A 17970-nucleotide genomic window follows, 5' to 3' on the forward strand; every position below is an offset into this window, starting at 1 on the left:
TTCAAAGACGTCTGTCTTTTTCCGGTCATAACCTCCACTATCAGTGCAACGTAACTATTCTACGACAAAAACTGCAAAAGTGGTAGTAATATGTTCTTTTTATCGTGACCAGAAATGCGAAACTTCATGAGGAAATCCCTCATTTTCGTAGAGATTGAAACAATTTCCACACGTTTTCAGCGAGTTCATCCTGAATATACCAAGTTTGGTCATACTTAAAGTAACGTGGATATACTTCCATTCTCTGATCGATATCATTCACCAAAAAATGAAGTTCGTATTGTTTTTGTCCCGGATTTTTGGGTGGAACATTTAGTGGATCGGCATTTTTTAGCAATCGGACAGATTGATGGGCAATTCCTTGCTCGATTGTCGTTTGGGTGACATCCAACTTTGTGTCTTGGACATTCATTTCGCCATTTGCTGTGACGCGAATCCGTGTAGATTTAAATAACGGGTCAATCTTGTCGTCCTTACGATTGCTTGGCGGCATCCATTCCGTTAACCGCGAAAAGAGACTACCTTCCACGTGAAAGAAAAACGTTTCTCTCCCAAAAGGAACCGCAATCAGCGTCGGCGTTAAAATGGCCACTTCAACTGGCCTGTCAGCAGAATTCATTCTCATCTGATAGTTCGGGTAGAGTGGATACTGCTTGCTGCGCGTGTCCACCTCCGGGACTGCCGATCCCATTACTTTCCTGATGTATTCTGCTTCTGATTCGTTCAACACGCGCGCCTGCCCAAGGTCCTCTGCCGATAAACGCACGCTCTGAATTTTTTGTGAGAGCACTCCTTTTCCAGTTAACTTGTTTACCCACTGATAAAAATAGCTGGCCCCCGCTCCACGATACGTGTGTCCCCCAAACTCACTTGCCGACTCACCCACTGTCACGACGAGTGGCGCCTGCTGTGTTCGATAAAGGACGAGCGTGAAACGTACATCTTCTTGCTTTAAAGCCTCCGATGATACTTGTAAATCTTGTCCTTGTCCGGACAGTTCTTGCAAAAACAAGCGCAAGTCCAATAATACTTCCTGTCCATCCGTTGACATCACCGTTACTTTTTCAACCGCACCAAGCTCTTTCTCGATATGATCTTTCATGTCGTCAGAAACCTTGCCTGACTGTGCACAGCCAGTGACGAACAAACTACTCACCATCATAACCAGTAGACACGTACGTAAAGACGCTATCACGCAGTAACCCTCCTCGTGTATTCCTGTAAGATAACGCTACAGAAGTCCCAATCGACGGCTGATCTCACTGCCTAGCTTTCGTTTCACGTAAATTTCACCAATTTGGTGCGGATCTTTCACGACAACGGAGCGATTGTTCGTACGAATCACCACATACTTTTCATTGTTTTTGTCCAAACCACAGATCAAATCAGACGAGGCTTCGACAAAGATAGCTACCACTGTTTTCCCATCTATTTTTTTCAACGAAATTTTTGGAAATGGGGTTACAAACGGTGACGTCTTATCTTGGATGTATTGCGTAATGGCCAGGATGTATTTGTCCGGGTCTCCGTACTGCTCGATCTCATGATCAATCCCGCACACTGTCCCCTCATCTGTAATGCCTAAAAATAAATTTCCGTTGTTTGAATTCGCAAACGCCACAATAGACTTAATAATCCCCGTCTTTGAATAAAGAAAGTCGCGTTTGAATTCAATCATGTCGTTCTCACCAAGTTTTGTTGCTGTTACAGGATCGTCAATTCGGCCTAAATAGCGAAAACGACTGATGGCGCCTAAGCGATAGACATATTCTTCAAATATATCAGCAGGTAGGGAAAGGTCTTCTATGCTTGCATCTGTGTTTTGCCACAATTTATATGTTTGCGGAGCAAAGCACATGTCAAACAATACGTTTCCACCGAGCGAGCGTATGTTCATACCAATGGAAGCAGGCATAGTCTTCCCCGGCTGATATGGGGCATCTGTTTCCACTTCCAATACTCCTGAATGAATTAAATAATCGAAATAATGACGCGGTAATTGTACATGATGCTTTAATAACTGACGTTCTGGCTTGGGTCGTCTGATTTCTTGATAAAAATCAAAACGCACAGATTGTTCTTCCAGTTGGCTTACCATCGCAATCAATGAACAAATATGGCGCATGTTTCCCCTCGTTTTGTGTTAGAGTAGGTGTCATTGTTTGGTCATATTTTAACGCAACCTTTTAAGAATTGACTAGTTTTTTCGTTATTTTCGTGATTGATAGTGATGCAAGATTGTTTGCAATTTAAACGAAAGTCCCATTTCTCCGCTAATTTTTAGCTTACCCGTTACAAAAGCAACGGTGGGATTCAAGCGTCCCTCTACGAGCTTAACAAAATCTTGGTCAGACAACTCCAGTTTGCAGCCCGCTTCCCTTGTCACACCCATTGAATAGTCCGCTTGATTATCGGATAAAACCACCTCGTAGGTGCCACCCTCTTCTCCACTTAGGACAAAATGGTACACAGCATGTAATCCAATGATCCCTTGTGGTTGGGCGTTTATTCTATTCGATAAATCCTGAAGAGTTTTTTGTACCTGCATGCTCACTGCTCCTTGCTTGCTATGTATGTGGACCGCTTTTCTGTAAAAAAAGAAAGCCGGGTGTTTACCGGCTTACTTTACACGGACAGCTGTGCCTGTGGCAATAACCATCATCATACCTTCCCGCAATGTTTCGAAGTCGAGATCAACCCCAATCACTGCGTTTGCACCCAATGCCCGTGCTTTTTCTTTCATTTCACGCAAGGCCAGTTCACGCCCTTCTGAGAGCTTGCTCTCATACGAGCCACTTCTGCCTCCGATGATGTCCGTAATTCCTGCAAGAAAGTCACGGACTACGTTTGCGCCCATGATTACCTCTCCGCTGACGATATCCAAATACTCCACCACTTCTTTTCCTTGGATCATGCTGGTAGTAGTTACGATCATGTCATTTCCTCCTCATATCGATCTTTTCACAATATATATTACGTACCATAAAATAATCGGTTGCAAAGAAGGATCTAAACCTGTCCAAAAGTGTATGCGCATTGCTAACAAACTATACTTTTCCTATCCTACTGTGGAAGTAATTGTTTTGGATAATTTGGCAGCTGAGGAGCCTAAACTTGCTTCAGCGATTAATTCCCGCCAAGATTTATCGAAAAAGTCTGGGGTTTGAAACCCGTTTACATGGCCAACAGCTGCAGATACAAAGATATCCAGAACGTTTGTTGGACGTGTAATAAGCGAAATGTATTCCTGAATCTGTTCATCGGAAATCGTAGAGATCAAAACAAACTCGTCCCCTGCATAACGACATAAGTAATCCCCCTGTTCTTCAGCCAGAGAAGAAAGAACCGATGAATAGGTGCGGATGACATCATCCCCGAATGGATGGCCATGCAGCTTATTAATTCGGCCAAAGTCGTTCAAATCGATAAAAAGCAAATGGAAAGGTTTACGCTCCTTTAAAAAATTCTCCCCAATAAACTGGATGTAGGGAGCGCGATACAAACCCGATAATGGGTCTCGATATTCTGCTATTTTCATCTCTACGATTTCTTTTGTGATGAATCCGATTAGTTGATCCTCTTCCTTGATCAAAGCCAGACCACTTTGTTCTTGATGAAGCGCGTGATAAGCCTCCCAAACATTGTGGTTGGCAGACAGGTAGAACGGGTGACTGCTCATGGCATCGGCAACGATTCGGTTAGGATGAGCGGACAGCACGTCTCTCGTCGTAACCATTCCCAGCACCTCTCCGTGATCCATGACAACTAACGAATCAACATGAGATTCGTTCATTCGCTCCGCCGCATAAGAGACACTTTTGTCAGAGGTGATGGTACAAATCGTCGTCGTCATGATGTCGGAGATGTTCATAGTAGATCCACCTCTCGTTGGACAGACAGTGCTATTTTCAATTCAGATCGCAGAACCATAGAGTCGCTAATCATACGCTCTGCCTCTTCCAGAATAATTTTCATCAATAATTTTTCATCAATCATTTGCAAAAGAGTATTTCTTAACAAGACTGCCTCAATCTTCGGATGATTCATCTTTAGTAATGTAAATTGCTCTGGAGAAAGTGCATCCGCCATTCTCCTTACAGCCTCAGGACCAATTGGTGCTTTCCGTCCGATGATCAACAAATCCTGCATCGGAGGGACTTCAAACTCGGATATTTTTAAGGAAAGCGTTGCTTTCCGAGAATATACGTTGTTATCACTAGCCATAAAAATTCCTCCAATTCTGCATTGCCTTCTTATTCGTCCGGCAAACTGCCTGGTTTACCAAACAAGTATCCCTGGCCGATTGCAACGCCCAATAAAGAAGCACAAGCAAAATCCTCTTCTTCTTCAACTCCTTCGAGAATGAGTTGAGGTGCATCTTTGCAAAAATCGACAAACAGTTTTACAGTCTTTTGCTTTTCTAATGAACTCGAGAGCTTTTGCGAAAAAAAACGATCAATCTTGATGTAATCTGGCGAGATATCTTCAATTTTACTGAATATGTTTGCGCCATCTCCGACATCATCCAACGCAATTAAGAAACCCAGCTTTTTCAATTCAGCTATGCGTCGCGTAAAAATGGGTTCGCTCCAGCATTCCCCTTCCATAATCGATTCGTTGATCTCCAATACGATTTGGGTTAAATAGGGACGGAAGGTACGAGCGATCTTTTGAATGAACCCAGGAAATGTGTCTTCTATTATGGTAGAAGGAAAAATATTCACAAATAAAAGCTCGTTTTTGTGTTCAGTCGACGAATGAAAAAAAGTCAAGAGCGCATAATGCAGGGAATGGGAGTCGAGTTCTGGCAGCATTTTGTTTTCCTTCGCCAAAGAAAACAATGCCTCTGGATGGATCCCCGCTTTACTGCGAAGTAATACTTCATACCCTATCCTACTTTTCTCAGGAAGTTGACATATTGGCTGAAATGCGTGGTAGTATTCTTTTTTCTTAAATAATTCTGCAATGCTCTCCATCAATTTTCCTTTCCCTTTCCTAGCAAGTATGAACACAAAGAAAAAGCTTCTTCCATGCGAGATATTCTGAACCATGGAAGTGCCGGGAAATGTACCTACATGCACGAGCAAAAGAAATTCTACTCTCTGTGGATATTTCTAGTCATAACAATAACTAGGTAATAAAGATTACAAATATCAGCAGACATTTCGACAATTTATGTCTTTGTCCCTACTTATTCGCCAGCATCTTGCATATTCCTTTCCAGATCATACTAATTGTTTCAAATTAATTAGGAACATTGTATGTACAATGCCTATTTTCTATCGTTATATTTCCGTAAAATGATAGATGTATCAAGTAATTCCACAACTTGTAAACTGTTCTGAATCGCGTTACGCGTTATATAAATAAAAAATTAAAATTTTACTGCTTGTTCCGTCGTTAGCAGCTATAGAGCTTTTTTCATATCGTATGAAAAATGGGTATCGTCCTCATCCAAAGGGAGGAAGGTAGGCAGTGGTCAAGATTTCAACGTTTACACTGCAAGTGCAGGAAGGCCACTTGTTCACGATTACGCTAGCGGCAAATCCCTCAACCGGTTACCAGTGGGACTTGTCTAATCCAGTGGATGCTCGCTTTTTATCGTTGCATGCGAATCATTTTGTTCCCCCATCTTCGCCTGCTCGTATTGGGCAAGAGGGGCATCAGGTGATATCTTTTCAAGCTTTGCGGCGTGGAATGACGTCGATATCAGTGAAGTATTGTCGGCCTTGGGATAGTGGTGAATGCGGGGAGTTTGCGTTTTATGTAGTTACGATTGTGTAGGGTTATGTTTCAAAATTACTTACTGTTACTGAATTGAAAGTGAAGCGGTTAGTCTGTATGTGTTAGGTTTTCATTTATGAGGCACATACAGACTAAACGATTCTGTTCTAAAACTTGACTATTTACATTTGGACAGGCGTTGACATCTTTGCAGACGTGACCATGCAGCAAAGCAAACTGTGTGCATCAAAGGCAAAATAGTCGAGGAACAAAGAAGGAGCATGATCTGGATACTGATTTAAACTGCATATATTGATAATCATCCAGCGGGATATGGTATAATTTGGATGAGGTGAATAATATGGGATTCATTGTTTTAACTGCTTTGTACCTTAACCCTATTCTGGCTATTTTGTTCTTTGTTAACTTTACATTTATTATGAAGAAAATTGTCAATAACAAGGATTATAGGCGAAATGCCGTTATTGGATCATTGCTGATCGTATGGATCTTTTTTTCTTATGGATTGCTCGCTATCGCAAGGTAGTTACTGCTAAAGGAATTGGATTTTCCATTCTATCTAGCATTTTAAAATCCCTCACGTTTAAAAAAGTAGCCCTCGATCCAAGGCTCTGTAGCCAATTGCTTCTGCTACATGTGCAGCATCTCTTGTCCTTCCTTATCTAGTAGGGCAAATTGACGGAGCTCTTCACCATTCATCACACTTATAAAAGGACATCCCGGAGGATAGTGGTATCTTTCGCATTGGACAGCCCTCGCTTGTCCTACTCGCTGCTGAATGTCTTTTGAGGACTCCTCTGCTTTTCTTTGTGAAGAAGTTGAACGGGTACTTTCGGCACCTCGATGTGCAGATCGATGCGGTCTAGCAAAGGACCTGAGAGTTTTGAGCGGTATTTGTAGATTTGTTGAGGAAAGCATGGGCAGGTTTGCTTCTCTCGAGTACCGAAGAATCCAGAAGGACAAGGTTGAAGATAACACCCTTGAAATATCACTCAAAAAGGAAAACTATTCTCCCCTTTTATGGACATGAAAGATGATAGTCCTGGTGGCCGTCTTAGAGCAGCACGTACAGCAAAACAGATGTACTTGGTCGATCTTGAATCAACTTTAAGGGAACGTATTATTAAAGCGCGCTTGTACAATGGGTACACAAAGAGAGAATTTGCTGCGCTTTTAGGAATAAGTGAGCGCACTCTATACGAATGGGAACATGGGCGCAGGATCCCACCCGAAGAACAAAGAGTCATTATCGAGAGATAGAGTCTGTAAAATATTCTGTGTAAACTCTCAACCTCTAAACTACAATTAGTCTTAGAAAGGTTGGGAGATTTTTATGATGTCAAAAGAGCAGATCAAGCAGTGGATCAAGGAGAAAAACATGAAGTCTGTGGACGATGTTCAGTCAGCCTTGAAGGATTTGTTTGCTGAAACGATCCAAGAAATGCTCGAAGCTGAGATGGAGTCCTCACTTGGATATGCCAAGCATGACATGAAAAACAAGCGAACAACCAATAGCCGCAACGGTTATAGCAAAAAAACGGTTCGCTCCGAGTATGGCGAAGTCGATATTCAAATTCCTCGTGATCGTGAGGGAGAATTTGAGCCTGCCATCGTAAGGAAGCACCAGTCCAATGTAACAGGGATCGAAGATCAAATCCTCGCGCTGTATGCAAAAGGCGTATCCACACGTGATATTCAAGATCATCTACAGCAGCTCTATGGCATCGAAGTCTCACCAACACTCATTTCTAATGTCACGAACAAAATCGTTCCACTGATTAAAGAGTGGCAAAATCGCCCCTTGCAATCGGTATATGCCGTTGTTTTCTTAGACGCTATTCACTTTAAAGTAAAACAGGACGGGGCTATCGTCAACAAGGCTGCCTATATGGTCATTGGCATTGACCTTGACGGTCATAAAGATGTCCTTGGTATCTGGGTTGGCGAGAATGAGTCGGCTAAATTCTGGCTACATGTACTCAATGAACTGAAAAACCGTGGAGTCCAGGATATTCTCATTACTAGCGTCGATAACCTCCGAGGCTTTACGGAGGCTATTTCAGCATGTTATCCAAAGACAGAGATTCAGAAGTGTGTCATCCATCAAATACGTAACTCTATTAAATATGTTTCCTATAAGGATTTAAAGAGAGTGACAGCTGAATTAAAGCCTATTTACAAGGCTCCAACGGAGCAAGCTGCACTGGAAGAATTCGATCAGTTTGAGCAAACTTGGGGGAGTAAATATCCCTTAATGGTACGCTCCTGGCGTTCCAACTGGGAGGAGATTGCGACCTTCTTTAAATATCCTCCAGAGATTCGAAAGCTGATCTATACAACTAATGTTATTGAAAGTTACCATCGTCAACTTCGAAAAGTAACGAAGGGAAGAGCTATATTTCCGACAGACGATGCCCTTCTAAAGATGTTATATCTCGTAACCATGGATGTCTTACGAAAATGGACGGGAAGGGTCCACAATTGGGGACAGATTCTCATGCAGCTATCTGTTTTCTTTGAGGATCGCGTACGGCCACACATCCGTTAACAAGTAAAAGAAAGGCTTCATCCCCGAAGGGATTGTCTTTTTCTACACCCACGTGTCAAGGGTTCGCTTTGCCTTACGCCCTTGACCCTGTTGGCTTCGAAAAAGATGTCCTAATTAGGGGGATGAAACCTTTTCATATATCGGTTGATTGAGTTTACACAAAAATCTTGACAGACCCCCTTGGGTTCTATATGCGTTAGCTCGTTCATGCGCTTCGTCTTGAGCCTTTTCTCGTTTTGCTTTGTCTTTGATTTTTTCTGCCTCTCTATATTTTTCTTTTTCTTTTTGTATTTTTTCATTCAATTCTTTAATACGATCTATACTTGTCTCTCTACTTAACATACCGCCTTTTTCTCGTGCATCTTTAGCAACTGCTTTTGCTTTTTCCTTTCCATCTTTATCACCTATTCGGTTAGCGGCTTCCCAATCTACCTTTGCTTTTAGTATACGATCATTTTGATACGTTACATTATTCATATACTTATCAATCGCTTGTTTTTCCTTATATGTAAAGTCACGATAAGTTTTTTTATTACTTTGAGTTATATATTCATTAATTTTTTTACCTGACTCTTTAACTCGGCCTTTCTCTCTCTCAACAAACTCGGCTACTCCTGGTGATACTCCAATCTTTGAATCTGCAAGCGAAAGTACATACCCGGTACCTAATGAAGCCATTAATGCAATAGTTTTATCTTTCTGTGGTGTTAGTTTCATATAAGCTGGTGATACTGCGATTGCATTCACCAATGCCGATGAACCTAGTTTAGAGATTATAGCGCCTGTAACAGCCTCTGTAAAAGATTGCGAAATCGATTTATTACTCCCAAACTTGGTATCACCTTTAGAGAGATTAGCTGCGGCATCGTAATAAACATCTGCAGTTGACGTACCTACTGCAACGATTTTCCCCGCTGTTCCTGGAAGAGTTGAATCACTAATAATGCTGCTTAACATTTTTTCAGCTGCATTATTTGTAAGTGTTGAAAGCGAAGCACTAACTGAGGCTTCACTACTTGCCTCACCCCATGTCATTTCCGTTTTAGCAGGAATTGGTGGACCGTGCTTTACTCCTGTGTTATTTGATGTTTGAGCTTGTTTAGGCACCGTAGCTGCTAAATTTCTTGCCGCTTCGCTAATGTCAACTCTATCTACACTAGCTTTTTGCACGGATGATTTCGATAAGTTTGTATTGCTTTGTTGAGCGCGACTAGAAGTCGATTTTTTTGCTTCTGCTTGGGCTTTTGCCTCTAAAGCTTGACGGCGTTTTAATCTTGCATCTCTTCTGTCCTCATTACGTTCGCTTCGAGATAACCCCATAAATACTCCTCCAAACACTTACAATTTAGCTTCAATATATTACTATCAACCTTATATCTTGATAAAGTTTAATGTTTCGACACTTTTCCGCTTTTTTGACAATACGTTTCCTAGTATTACTATTTATTTGACATTTACTCACTCGCACGATTTGACAAAACATGTAAAATGGTATTTCAAATTACGAAAACTATGTGACAGATATACTATTTTCGTGAATTTTTCATCTTGTTTTTTAGTAAAGAGACCAGATATGCTATCGTTACTCAAGCAGATAATAGTTGAATACCCGTCTCCTTAAAAGAGACGGGTTAGTTAAATTCTAAGGCTAGAAAATATAAAGGGATTTTCTTTAACTATTTTGTCAATTAGAGAGTCTCTTACTGTAGCGTCCACGACTAGATGAACATTGTGTTCAACATTCATAATTTATTTAGCATCAAAAAAGTAATCCACGATCCAATGCTCGGTAACGAATCGCTTCAGCTACATGTGCTACCTCTACGTTGGAAGCTCCATCTAAATCAGCGATAGTTCTTGCTACTTTGACTATCCTGTCGTAAGCTCGGGCACTTAAACCGAGAGTCTCGAAAGCTAACTGCAGCATCTCCTGTCCTTCCTTATCTAAGTGGGCAAATTGACGGAGCTCTTCACCATTCATCACACTATTAAAAGGACATCCCGGACGATAGTGGTATCTTTCACATTGGACAGCCCTCGCTTGTTCTACTCGCTGCTGAATGTCTTTTGAGGACTCCTCTGCTGTTCTGTTGTGAAGAAGTTGAACGGGTACTCTCGGCACCTCGATGTGCAGATCGATGCGGTCTAGCAAGGGACCTGAGAGCTTTGAGCGGTATTTGTAGATTTGCTGGGGGGAGCATGAGCAGGTTTGCTTCTCTCGAGTACCGAAGAATCCACAAGGACAAGGATTGCACGAACCGATTAACAGAAACCGAGCAGGAAAGGTAAAAACCTGCTTAGATCGTCCAATCGTGACAACCCCTGATTCAAGCGGCTGACGCAGTACCTCTAATACATGCCGAGAAAACTCTGGCATCTCATCCAGAAAGAGAATCCCACCGTGAGACAAGCTACACTCTCCGGGACGCGGGATTTGCGCACCGCCGCCAATTAGGGCTGTAGCGGTAATCGTATGGTGCGGGGAACGAAAAGGTCTCTCCTCGACAAGCCCACTCTCCCGCTTTAATTGACCAGCAATACTGTATATTTTCGTCACTTCGTATGATTCATGAATAGTCATGTTCGGCATGATACCAGGTAGGCAAGTGGCTAAAAGAGTTTTCCCTGAACCTGGGGGCCCCACCAATATCACATTATGAAACCCAGCTGCTGCAATCTCCAAGCCACGTTTTACAAATTGCTGACCGTAAACATTGGCAAAGTCCGGGGGTAGCTGGTTTGCCGTTGTCTTGCCTATCTCTGATTCGAGAAAAATCAAGTTTGAGTTTTTACTATGAAGTCCTTCTTTCCAATAGTTCACGGCCTCTTCCAGATTACTCGCAGCCAATACGCTAATGTCGACGAGCCGTGCTTCCGCTGCATTTTGTTTGGGGAGAATCACGTGAGTAAATCCTGCATTTTTAGCTTCTAGCAGGATGGGGAGTACACCCGTTACAGGGCGAAGAGAACCATCTAATGCCAACTCTCCTAGAACAAGGATTCTCTCTGGTCTAGGGAGCATTTGCTTCGAGGCTAGTAAAATTCCAAAGGCAATAGCAAGGTCAAAGCCTGAACCTTCCTTGCGCTGGTCTGCTGGTGCCAGGTTGACGGTGATCCGCTGCATAGGGTAGTCGTAGCCTGCGTTGCGCAAGGCGGCACGAACACGATCTCTCGCTTCTTTTACTGCTGAACCGCCCAGTCCGACCAAATCGAATTGAGGCAAACCATTTGCTATGTCTGTTTCTACAGTGACGACCATTCCGTCTATGCCGAGCACCGTGCCTGAATAACTGCATGCGTACATGTTCTCACCCCCTCTGGTTATAGGGTAGGAAAAGATAGAGGGGGTGGGCAAGTAAATTGGAGCTTTTGCCTAAACGTTTATGTCGAGAGCAATTCTTTAATGGCTTCTTTGTAAAGCAACAACCGCTCATGGTCTTTTGGTTTTGGATCTGGAATACGGCTCAAGTCACAATTATCTTCCAGATCTGCCAATTTAACACACCTTGCTATCGGGTTGCGTTTTGCTCTTTTGACAAATTCCATATAAGTTTCTTCTTCATCTCTGGTAACAGCTAATACAGCCTCAACAATCTCATTTGAAAACCCCGCTTGAAATAAATCTTCTTTCGTTACCTCTGTGTCTTCCAGTACATCATGGAGGACGGCAACGATCATCGATTCCTTGCTTGGCATCTTCATCATTATCCTTAATGGATGAAGTATGTAAGGATTTCCTCCTTTATCAAGTTGTCCAGTATGTGCATTGGTTGCAATTACAATCGCTTTTTCTAACGTACTCATCAACACTTCCCCTTTTCTAATGAACTACCGATTTTATTGAACATTTATTAAAAAGCCCAATAGACACTCATCACTTAATAACTTAGTTCCACCAGCTCCCCACACCTTTCTGGAAAACTTTCACTCCAGCAGTTATACTTCAATTAAACAGCTAAGGAGTTGGTTCTATTTGAATTTCACAGTTGATCCCCATCAAATTTCCATCCACTACGAACATGCTGAACCTGTTCAGATCGACTGGGACGAAGTATACAGTGTTTCTTACTACAAAATCGATTGCATTGAGTATGAAATGGGTTATCTCGTTTTTGACTTGGTATTCGGCGAGTTCATCGAGATTAATGATAGTGATAAAAATTGGGAAAAAATCGTAAATGACCTCGAAAAATACTTACCTTCGCAAGCAAGCGATTGGAGGCATTCATTATGTAGTTGGTCGATCGACGACGGTATTCTTTATCTTTATGAAAAAGCGTAAAATCGAAGGTGAACTGGATTGAAAATTTTTGAACGCATTTCCTTTTACAGCGACCTGGACCTTATCACTTTATCCAACGATTTAGAACGGGTATTATTGCTGAAACCCTTTGAATACGATGGGGAAAACGATAACTTATGATCAAGACCACATATTGACTACGAACAAGACAAATACAATACGGTTTTTGTTATCTCCGTCCTGATTCCAAAATATCTAGCCGTCTTACCATGGATACTCCATCGTGACAACTACGCACTCACGCTCATTCACCCTTTACCTCACTGCTTTCTCTTCAATTCATTCAGGAGTTCAATGATCCGTTGGTTTTGATCCACTTGCGTTACGATGTTCTGGTTCAGCCTCCGAATCGCGTCGTAGATTGCAAAAAGTCCTGTCAACAGTAGAAAAGCAAACAACAAAATCCATACCACTTTCACCTCCTTACTATGCTCATTGGTACAAAAAAGACCCGCGTTCGACTGCGAGTCTTTCCCATGCTGTGTGCTTCCTCTCGAGCAAGTCGAGCTACTTCTGATAGACAGAGATATACTCTTTTTGCACATGATCTGCTAACCAAACGAGCTCATTTCCATGGTAAAACTTCACACCATCTTGCCAAGCTTGCCTCGCATCGATTCGTAAAAGTACGGGATGATCGTCTCGTCTTTTCCCAACCTGCTGTGCTGTTTGGACGTCTTCAGACAGATGCACATACTGTCTTCCTTTGGGAACAAGTCCGCTTGCCAAAATAGAATCAAGGAATCTTTGCGGCGTGCCGTGAAAAAGAAATGCAGGCGGTTCTTTTTCTTCCTTTTGGACCTTTTGCGGCACTGAATGTCCATAGAGTGCGCGAATTTTACCTTGATTGATCTCATGGCGCTTTTTTTCTGATAACGCAATCATCGTATGTAGATCTTCTTCGGTAACCGCTCGCCACTTGCGCTGTTCATGAAGGGCCATAAGCAATTGCTTGATAGGTACCCATCCTTGTTCGTCTAATTCAAGTTCATATTCATGGGGGGCATGACGAAGCGCATAGGACAGTTCTTTACTCAATCTTTGATAATCCATACACTCATCTCCCATTACAGGTCATAGCCACTTCTTTACACAAAAAAGTAACCAAGACTCACGATTGAAGCAATAAATAGGTGAACGATGAAATTTCCTGTTAGTCGAATCCAGAGCTGTTGGCTTTTCATCGTCCAAAATCCATAAAGGAGAGCAACGATCAAGTAAGCCAGAACATAAACGAGAAACACCAGACTGTTCTCCTTTTTAGGCCATTTCTTTTTTTATGTTCGCAATTAGCTTGTCAGCGTTGTTTTCATCGTTATCAAACATAACCAGATCCTGCAAGGCAATCCCTTCCACGGATTGAATTGCTGTGGACATCGAATCGGCCAGTTGCTGCATATCAGCTTTGTCTGCTATTTCAACATCTAGAACCAGTACAAGTTTTTTCTTCATGGTGAAAATCCTCGCTTTACGATAAGTATGGATAGTGCGATCGAGCCATATCATCCCCATTATACAAAATAATCCGGCATACATCGACCATGTCGAATAACAGCTTATTCCGGAATCTCTAAATATGCGGAAGCACTCGACTTGTTACTCTGATTCGCTCCCCAGTTTCAGTACCTGCTGATCTAACTTCATATTCATTGATCCCGTGAAAAATCTTTTCTGCCGTCAAGCTCCATTTATTTCTGCTACAAATAAACAATAGCTTCATTCTTCCTCCTCATCGAAATCTTCAAACTGCCATTCCTCTGGTACCGGAAAATAAGCGTCATACTCATTCCTAGCATCCACACTCATTTCCTCTAGCCACGGCCAATAATGCATGACATAGTCCTCACCAAATCCCATCCGCCAAAACAAACTATATGGATGCTCTTCTGGAAACTCAATCCATGGCGGCAAATAGAATTGCGGTTGATACCCATCTAAGCTTTCACGTACTTCCATCCACAATTTTCCGAGTAAGTTTGGATCGTTACTCGAACGATCGATTAAGGCTGCATCCCCGGTAGAGAGCAGAATTTCACGAATGACAGGATACTGTTCCACTTTTGCTTGTAATGCCTTGCGCATGATTTCTTTTTCTAGGGCAGTCCCTAAAACTTTTTTGGCTTGCAGATAGTGTTCCAAGGTTGTCCATATTTCCCCTTCCAACTCTATTGGATGACAGGAGAAGTTGGAGAAGCAGCCGTAAGGTTTGTCTGGCTGGTCAAAATGAATTTCGAGAGGTTGCTGTATATGTTTTCGGATATGATCCTGCATGAAAATTTGTACCTCCCTATATATCGTAACGTTTCCATCATGACTAACTGATAATCCACGCCTTCTGTAAATAATTCCGAAATATCTCATCCAGCTTGTCAGTTGGGTCCTCCAAATCATTTGTATATTGGCTCGCCAGTGCAGTCAGACGCCCTATTTGTTCCTCAATAAAACGGTGAAGCTCTTCGATTCTTGGCTCCAAATTCAACTCATTCCCAGCCATTTTTCTTTGGAGCAGCTCAGAAATTTTACTTTTTAGTATAGAATCTGTTACTAGCTCTCCAACTAGCTGATCAAATCCAATGGGAGGATTCGTATGATACGTTTCGATCCAGATGCATGCGAGGATCGGGCGTAACACATAAAAGTATTTTTTGATTTTGACTTGCTCACCTTGCAGATAGTCCCGAAAATTCCCTTTGGCCATACTGAGGTAATGATGCAAGGAAGCCTTTGGCGAGAATACTTCCCCTTGCAACCTTAGCAGCTCATTCCGAAAGCCAAGTGTATCGAGATAAACAATGTCTGATACAAGCCATTCTTGTAGGGGCGGATTCGATTTTCGAAATAGCTTGAGTGCTTTTCGAATATCCCAGCCGTTTATATCTAATAGGTCGTTGATCGGTACTTCCACAACATCCCGTTTGTCGTCAATGGACAAATACCATTCCGGCTTCTTCACATAGACAAAACGTACATCATAATCGCTATCTTTGGACGGAAATCCCCATGCCCGGCTTCCTGATTCAACAGCGAACAATATTTTCAACTCGTGCGCTTGCTCGATTTCTCTTAACTTTTCCAAGATGATCTCTCTCAAGATTCATTCCTCCTCCTACAACAAATAACAAGGTACCCCTTCTCTGGGAAAAAAACTCGCTGAACCAATAACGATTCAGCGAGTTTCTTGTCAACTATTATTTTACCGTTACTTCGATTTCCACTTCATAGCCTTTATATTCAGCAGTAATAGTGGCCTTACCTTTCTTTTTACCTTTTACCGAACCGCTGCTGGATACTGATGCTACGGACGACTTGGAGGACTTCCATTTTGCTTTAGAGCTGCTGATGTCATCGCCATCATAGGTGAGTTTGATTTTTTCGGAGTCACCCTTTTTAATGGTAATGCTTGTGTCATCTGCTTCCAGCTTGCCTGAGCTTTTGCTGTCTACTTTTACTTCAATTTCTACTTTTTCGCCTTTATACGTAGCTGTAATGGTTGCTGTACCTTTACCTTTTGCTGTAATCGTACCACTGCTGGTAACGGTTGCTACAGAAGATTTAGAGGTTTTCCATGATGCTTTTGAATTGCTAATTGTGTCGCCATCATATCTCAGTTTTACAGTTTCTCTCTCGCCTTTTTTCAAGGTGATGCTCGTATCGTCTGCTTCCAGGCTTCCTGAGGAGGAGCCATCAACAGTCACTTCAATTTCTACTTTTTCGCCTTTGTATTGAGCAGTAATGGTCGCTGTACCTTTACCTGTTGCTGTAATCGTACCAGAGCTGCTTACTGTTGCAACTGAGGATCGGGATGTGGACCAAGATGCATTCGAGTTGCTAATGGTGGAACCATCATATTTCAATGTTAATGTTTCTCTTTCCCCTTTTTTCAAGGAGATAGTGCTGTCGTTTACTTCCAGTTTACCAGAGTTGTTGTAATCGACCTTTACACGAATTTCAACCTTATCGCCTTTATATGATGCTGTAATAGTAGCTGTTCCTTGGCCTTTTGCCGTAACGACACCATCGTCAACTGTTGCCACGCTGGAGTTGGATGTTTTCCAGGTTGCTTTTGATCCAGACAATTTTTCATCATCATATCTTAGCTGAATCGTGTCTCTGTCGCCTTTTTTCAGGGAGATGCTGGTTTCATCTGCTTCCAGTTTACCGGAACTGTCAGTATCTACATAAACATCAACTTCTACTTCGTAGCCTTTGTATTTTGCAGTGATCGTTGCTGTACCTTTGCCTTTTGCCGTAACGACACCATCATCATTTACAGTTGCTACAGAGGACTTCGAAGTTTTCCAGGTTGCTTTTGATCCAGAAAGTTTATCGTCGTCATACGTCAACTTAATTGTTTCTTTATCGCCTTTTTCCATTTTCAGTTTGGTAACATCTGCTTCTAGCTTACCGTCTGAATTTCCGCCGCCTTCAACATCAACGCGGATTTCTACCTCTTGGTCTTTGTAACTAGCAGTAATGACTGTGCTTCCTTCGCCTACACCTTTAATTTCACCATCGTCAACAGTTGCGACATATTTATCTGCGGTTTTCCAAGTTGCTCTTGATCCAGGGAGACTGCTGCCCGCAAATTTCAAACTAACGTTTGTTTTTTTACCTTTTTTAACAGAAACCTCTGTTTTCGTAGCTTCGAGAGTCTGTGCTCTGTCAACAGTCACTCTAACGGTAGCGCGATAACCGTTGTATCTAGCAGTAACAACAGTCGTTCCTACTTTCTTACCGTAAACAACCCCATTGCTGACAGAAGCGATGCTGGAGCTGCCAATTTCCCAATCAACCAATGCGTTATCGATAGGGCTGCCATTATAAGTAAGGCGAATGGTTTCTGTATCCCCAATCGTAACATTCACTGAGCCTACGTTTGCTTTCAGGCCTGTAGTGCTTGCTACCATACTATAAGCTTCAATAGGTTGTGGTGTCGTGACTTGAGCAGAAGCAATGCCTGCAACTGAAAACTGAACAGTACAAATAGTTGCTACCGCTAAGGAGACGTTTTTCATTAAACTGTTCTTAATCTTTTTCATGTTTTTTACCTCCAAATTATTTCCTATACTTCTATTGACGAATGAGATGGAAAAATGTCACACCAAATTGGATATTTTTTTGAAAAACATTTGTTTTTCTTTTAAATAATTGTTGGTATCCCGGGATTCAAAAGCAACAGTGATACTAGTGATGGGCTTGTCCGTGCGAATCAATCCGTTTCATCAAAAAAAATGCTTCCCAGCTTTTGAGCCGGAAAGCGGATATTGATGCTTGGAGGAGTTTCATCGCGTCGAGTACAGTACATAGTACGCTGGCTCTGCGACTGATGCTGTAGACGTATCCCCAATATATCCGTGGTCAAGAGCCCGTTTTT

The 17970-nt window shown here is 42.2% G+C and carries 23 protein-coding genes and 1 pseudogene; 4 read left to right on the forward strand and 20 right to left on the reverse strand.

Going from position 1 to position 17970, the window contains the following annotated elements; all coding sequences use genetic code 11:
• Positions 1-139 precede the first annotated feature (139 nt).
• The 7 genes from KB186_RS06370 to KB186_RS06400 form a co-directional block, all read right to left on the reverse strand.
• Positions 140-1195 (reverse strand): hypothetical protein, encoded by a 1056-nt coding sequence (locus KB186_RS06370; RefSeq protein WP_232773274.1) that lies wholly within the window; start codon positions 1193-1195, stop codon positions 140-142.
• Positions 1196-1231: 36 nt separating this feature from the next.
• Positions 1232-2125, reverse strand: a complete 894-nt coding sequence (locus KB186_RS06375; protein WP_221869170.1) for an AlbA family DNA-binding domain-containing protein — start codon at positions 2123-2125, stop codon at positions 1232-1234.
• Positions 2126-2209: 84 nt separating this feature from the next.
• Positions 2210-2548: an SCP2 sterol-binding domain-containing protein gene (locus KB186_RS06380; protein ID WP_173608027.1), complete on the reverse strand. Its 339-nt coding sequence runs from the start codon at positions 2546-2548 to the stop codon at positions 2210-2212.
• A 72-nt stretch (positions 2549-2620) separates the two neighbouring features.
• On the reverse strand, positions 2621-2935 hold the full coding sequence (locus tag KB186_RS06385) for a YbjQ family protein (protein WP_173608028.1): 315 nt from the start codon (positions 2933-2935) through the stop codon (positions 2621-2623).
• Positions 2936-3058: 123 nt separating this feature from the next.
• The gene (locus KB186_RS06390) at positions 3059-3871 is read right to left on the reverse strand and encodes a CBS domain-containing protein (protein WP_173608029.1); all 813 of its coding nucleotides are present in this window, start codon (positions 3869-3871) and stop codon (positions 3059-3061) included.
• The gene (locus KB186_RS06395) at positions 3868-4224 is read right to left on the reverse strand and encodes a hypothetical protein (RefSeq protein WP_017249346.1); all 357 of its coding nucleotides are present in this window, start codon (positions 4222-4224) and stop codon (positions 3868-3870) included. Before KB186_RS06395 ends, KB186_RS06390 begins: the two co-directional genes overlap by 4 nt.
• 29 nt (positions 4225-4253) lie before the next feature.
• Positions 4254-4976 carry an EAL domain-containing protein gene (locus KB186_RS06400; protein WP_221869172.1) on the reverse strand — a complete coding sequence of 241 codons (723 nt, stop codon included), beginning with the start codon at positions 4974-4976 and terminating at the stop codon, positions 4254-4256.
• A gap of 499 nt (positions 4977-5475) precedes the next feature.
• On the opposite strand from KB186_RS06400, the gene KB186_RS06405 reads away from it, so the two are divergent.
• A complete protein-coding gene (locus KB186_RS06405) occupies positions 5476-5784 on the forward strand; it encodes a protease inhibitor I42 family protein (protein WP_173608031.1) in 309 nt (102 codons plus the stop codon).
• 591 nt (positions 5785-6375) lie between these two features.
• Here the strand turns inward: KB186_RS06405 and KB186_RS06410 are convergent.
• Together KB186_RS06410 and KB186_RS28415 are read right to left on the reverse strand one after the other, a co-directional pair.
• On the reverse strand, positions 6376-6525 hold the full coding sequence (locus KB186_RS06410) for a hypothetical protein (RefSeq protein WP_229088237.1): 150 nt from the start codon (positions 6523-6525) through the stop codon (positions 6376-6378).
• Entirely contained in the window at positions 6510-6737 is a 228-nt protein-coding gene (locus KB186_RS28415) for an ATP-binding protein (protein WP_229088086.1), read from the reverse strand. Before KB186_RS28415 ends, KB186_RS06410 begins: the two co-directional genes overlap by 16 nt.
• 34 nt (positions 6738-6771) lie before the next feature.
• Here KB186_RS28415 and KB186_RS06420 point away from each other — a divergent pair, with 34 nt between their 5' ends.
• Positions 6772-7005 carry a helix-turn-helix domain-containing protein gene (locus KB186_RS06420; RefSeq protein WP_255675870.1) on the forward strand — a complete coding sequence of 78 codons (234 nt, stop codon included), beginning with the start codon at positions 6772-6774 and terminating at the stop codon, positions 7003-7005.
• A gap of 73 nt (positions 7006-7078) precedes the next feature.
• Positions 7079-8293, forward strand: coding sequence for an IS256 family transposase (locus KB186_RS06425; RefSeq protein ID WP_173608033.1), 1215 nt, complete (start codon positions 7079-7081; stop codon positions 8291-8293).
• Positions 8294-8407: 114 nt separating this feature from the next.
• Here KB186_RS06425 and KB186_RS06430 read toward each other — a convergent pair whose 3' ends face one another.
• From KB186_RS06430 to KB186_RS06440, 3 genes are all read right to left on the reverse strand, one after another.
• On the reverse strand, positions 8408-9613 hold the full coding sequence (locus KB186_RS06430) for a hypothetical protein (RefSeq protein ID WP_173608034.1): 1206 nt from the start codon (positions 9611-9613) through the stop codon (positions 8408-8410).
• A 439-nt stretch (positions 9614-10052) separates the two neighbouring features.
• Positions 10053-11597 (reverse strand): YifB family Mg chelatase-like AAA ATPase, encoded by a 1545-nt coding sequence (locus KB186_RS06435; protein ID WP_232773275.1) that lies wholly within the window; start codon positions 11595-11597, stop codon positions 10053-10055.
• Positions 11598-11674: 77 nt separating this feature from the next.
• Entirely contained in the window at positions 11675-12097 is a 423-nt protein-coding gene (locus KB186_RS06440) for an HD domain-containing protein (RefSeq protein WP_232773277.1), read from the reverse strand.
• Between the two features lie 169 nt (positions 12098-12266).
• On the opposite strand from KB186_RS06440, the gene KB186_RS06445 reads away from it, so the two are divergent.
• Complete coding sequence (locus KB186_RS06445; RefSeq protein ID WP_173608037.1) at positions 12267-12575, forward strand: hypothetical protein; 309 nt, start codon at positions 12267-12269, stop codon at positions 12573-12575.
• A gap of 281 nt (positions 12576-12856) precedes the next feature.
• Here KB186_RS06445 and KB186_RS06450 read toward each other — a convergent pair whose 3' ends face one another.
• The 8 genes and pseudogenes from KB186_RS06450 to KB186_RS06485 form a co-directional block, all read right to left on the reverse strand.
• Complete coding sequence (locus KB186_RS06450; protein WP_173607640.1) at positions 12857-13009, reverse strand: hypothetical protein; 153 nt, start codon at positions 13007-13009, stop codon at positions 12857-12859.
• 94 nt (positions 13010-13103) lie between these two features.
• Positions 13104-13649, reverse strand: a complete 546-nt coding sequence (locus KB186_RS06455; RefSeq protein WP_173608038.1) for an RNA 2'-phosphotransferase — start codon at positions 13647-13649, stop codon at positions 13104-13106.
• A gap of 35 nt (positions 13650-13684) precedes the next feature.
• Positions 13685-13840, reverse strand: coding sequence for a hypothetical protein (locus tag KB186_RS06460; RefSeq protein WP_173608039.1), 156 nt, complete (start codon positions 13838-13840; stop codon positions 13685-13687).
• Between the two features lie 16 nt (positions 13841-13856).
• Complete coding sequence (locus KB186_RS06465; RefSeq protein ID WP_173608040.1) at positions 13857-14048, reverse strand: hypothetical protein; 192 nt, start codon at positions 14046-14048, stop codon at positions 13857-13859.
• Positions 14049-14178: 130 nt separating this feature from the next.
• Positions 14179-14316, reverse strand: a pseudogene (locus KB186_RS06470) (protein tyrosine phosphatase); the annotation flags it as partial.
• Positions 14313-14867, reverse strand: coding sequence for an NADAR family protein (locus KB186_RS06475; protein WP_232773278.1), 555 nt, complete (start codon positions 14865-14867; stop codon positions 14313-14315). The gene KB186_RS06475 and the pseudogene KB186_RS06470, both read right to left, overlap by 4 nt.
• 43 nt (positions 14868-14910) lie before the next feature.
• A complete protein-coding gene (locus tag KB186_RS06480) occupies positions 14911-15687 on the reverse strand; it encodes a nucleotidyltransferase domain-containing protein (RefSeq protein WP_232773279.1) in 777 nt (258 codons plus the stop codon).
• 97 nt (positions 15688-15784) lie between these two features.
• Positions 15785-17635: an Ig-like domain-containing protein gene (locus KB186_RS06485; protein ID WP_173608043.1), complete on the reverse strand. Its 1851-nt coding sequence runs from the start codon at positions 17633-17635 to the stop codon at positions 15785-15787.
• Positions 17636-17970 lie beyond the last annotated feature (335 nt).

Origin of the sequence: Brevibacillus sp. AF8 (assembly GCF_021270385.1) — a bacterium.
In the GTDB taxonomy this organism is placed as follows: Bacteria; Bacillota; Bacilli; order Brevibacillales; family Brevibacillaceae; genus Brevibacillus.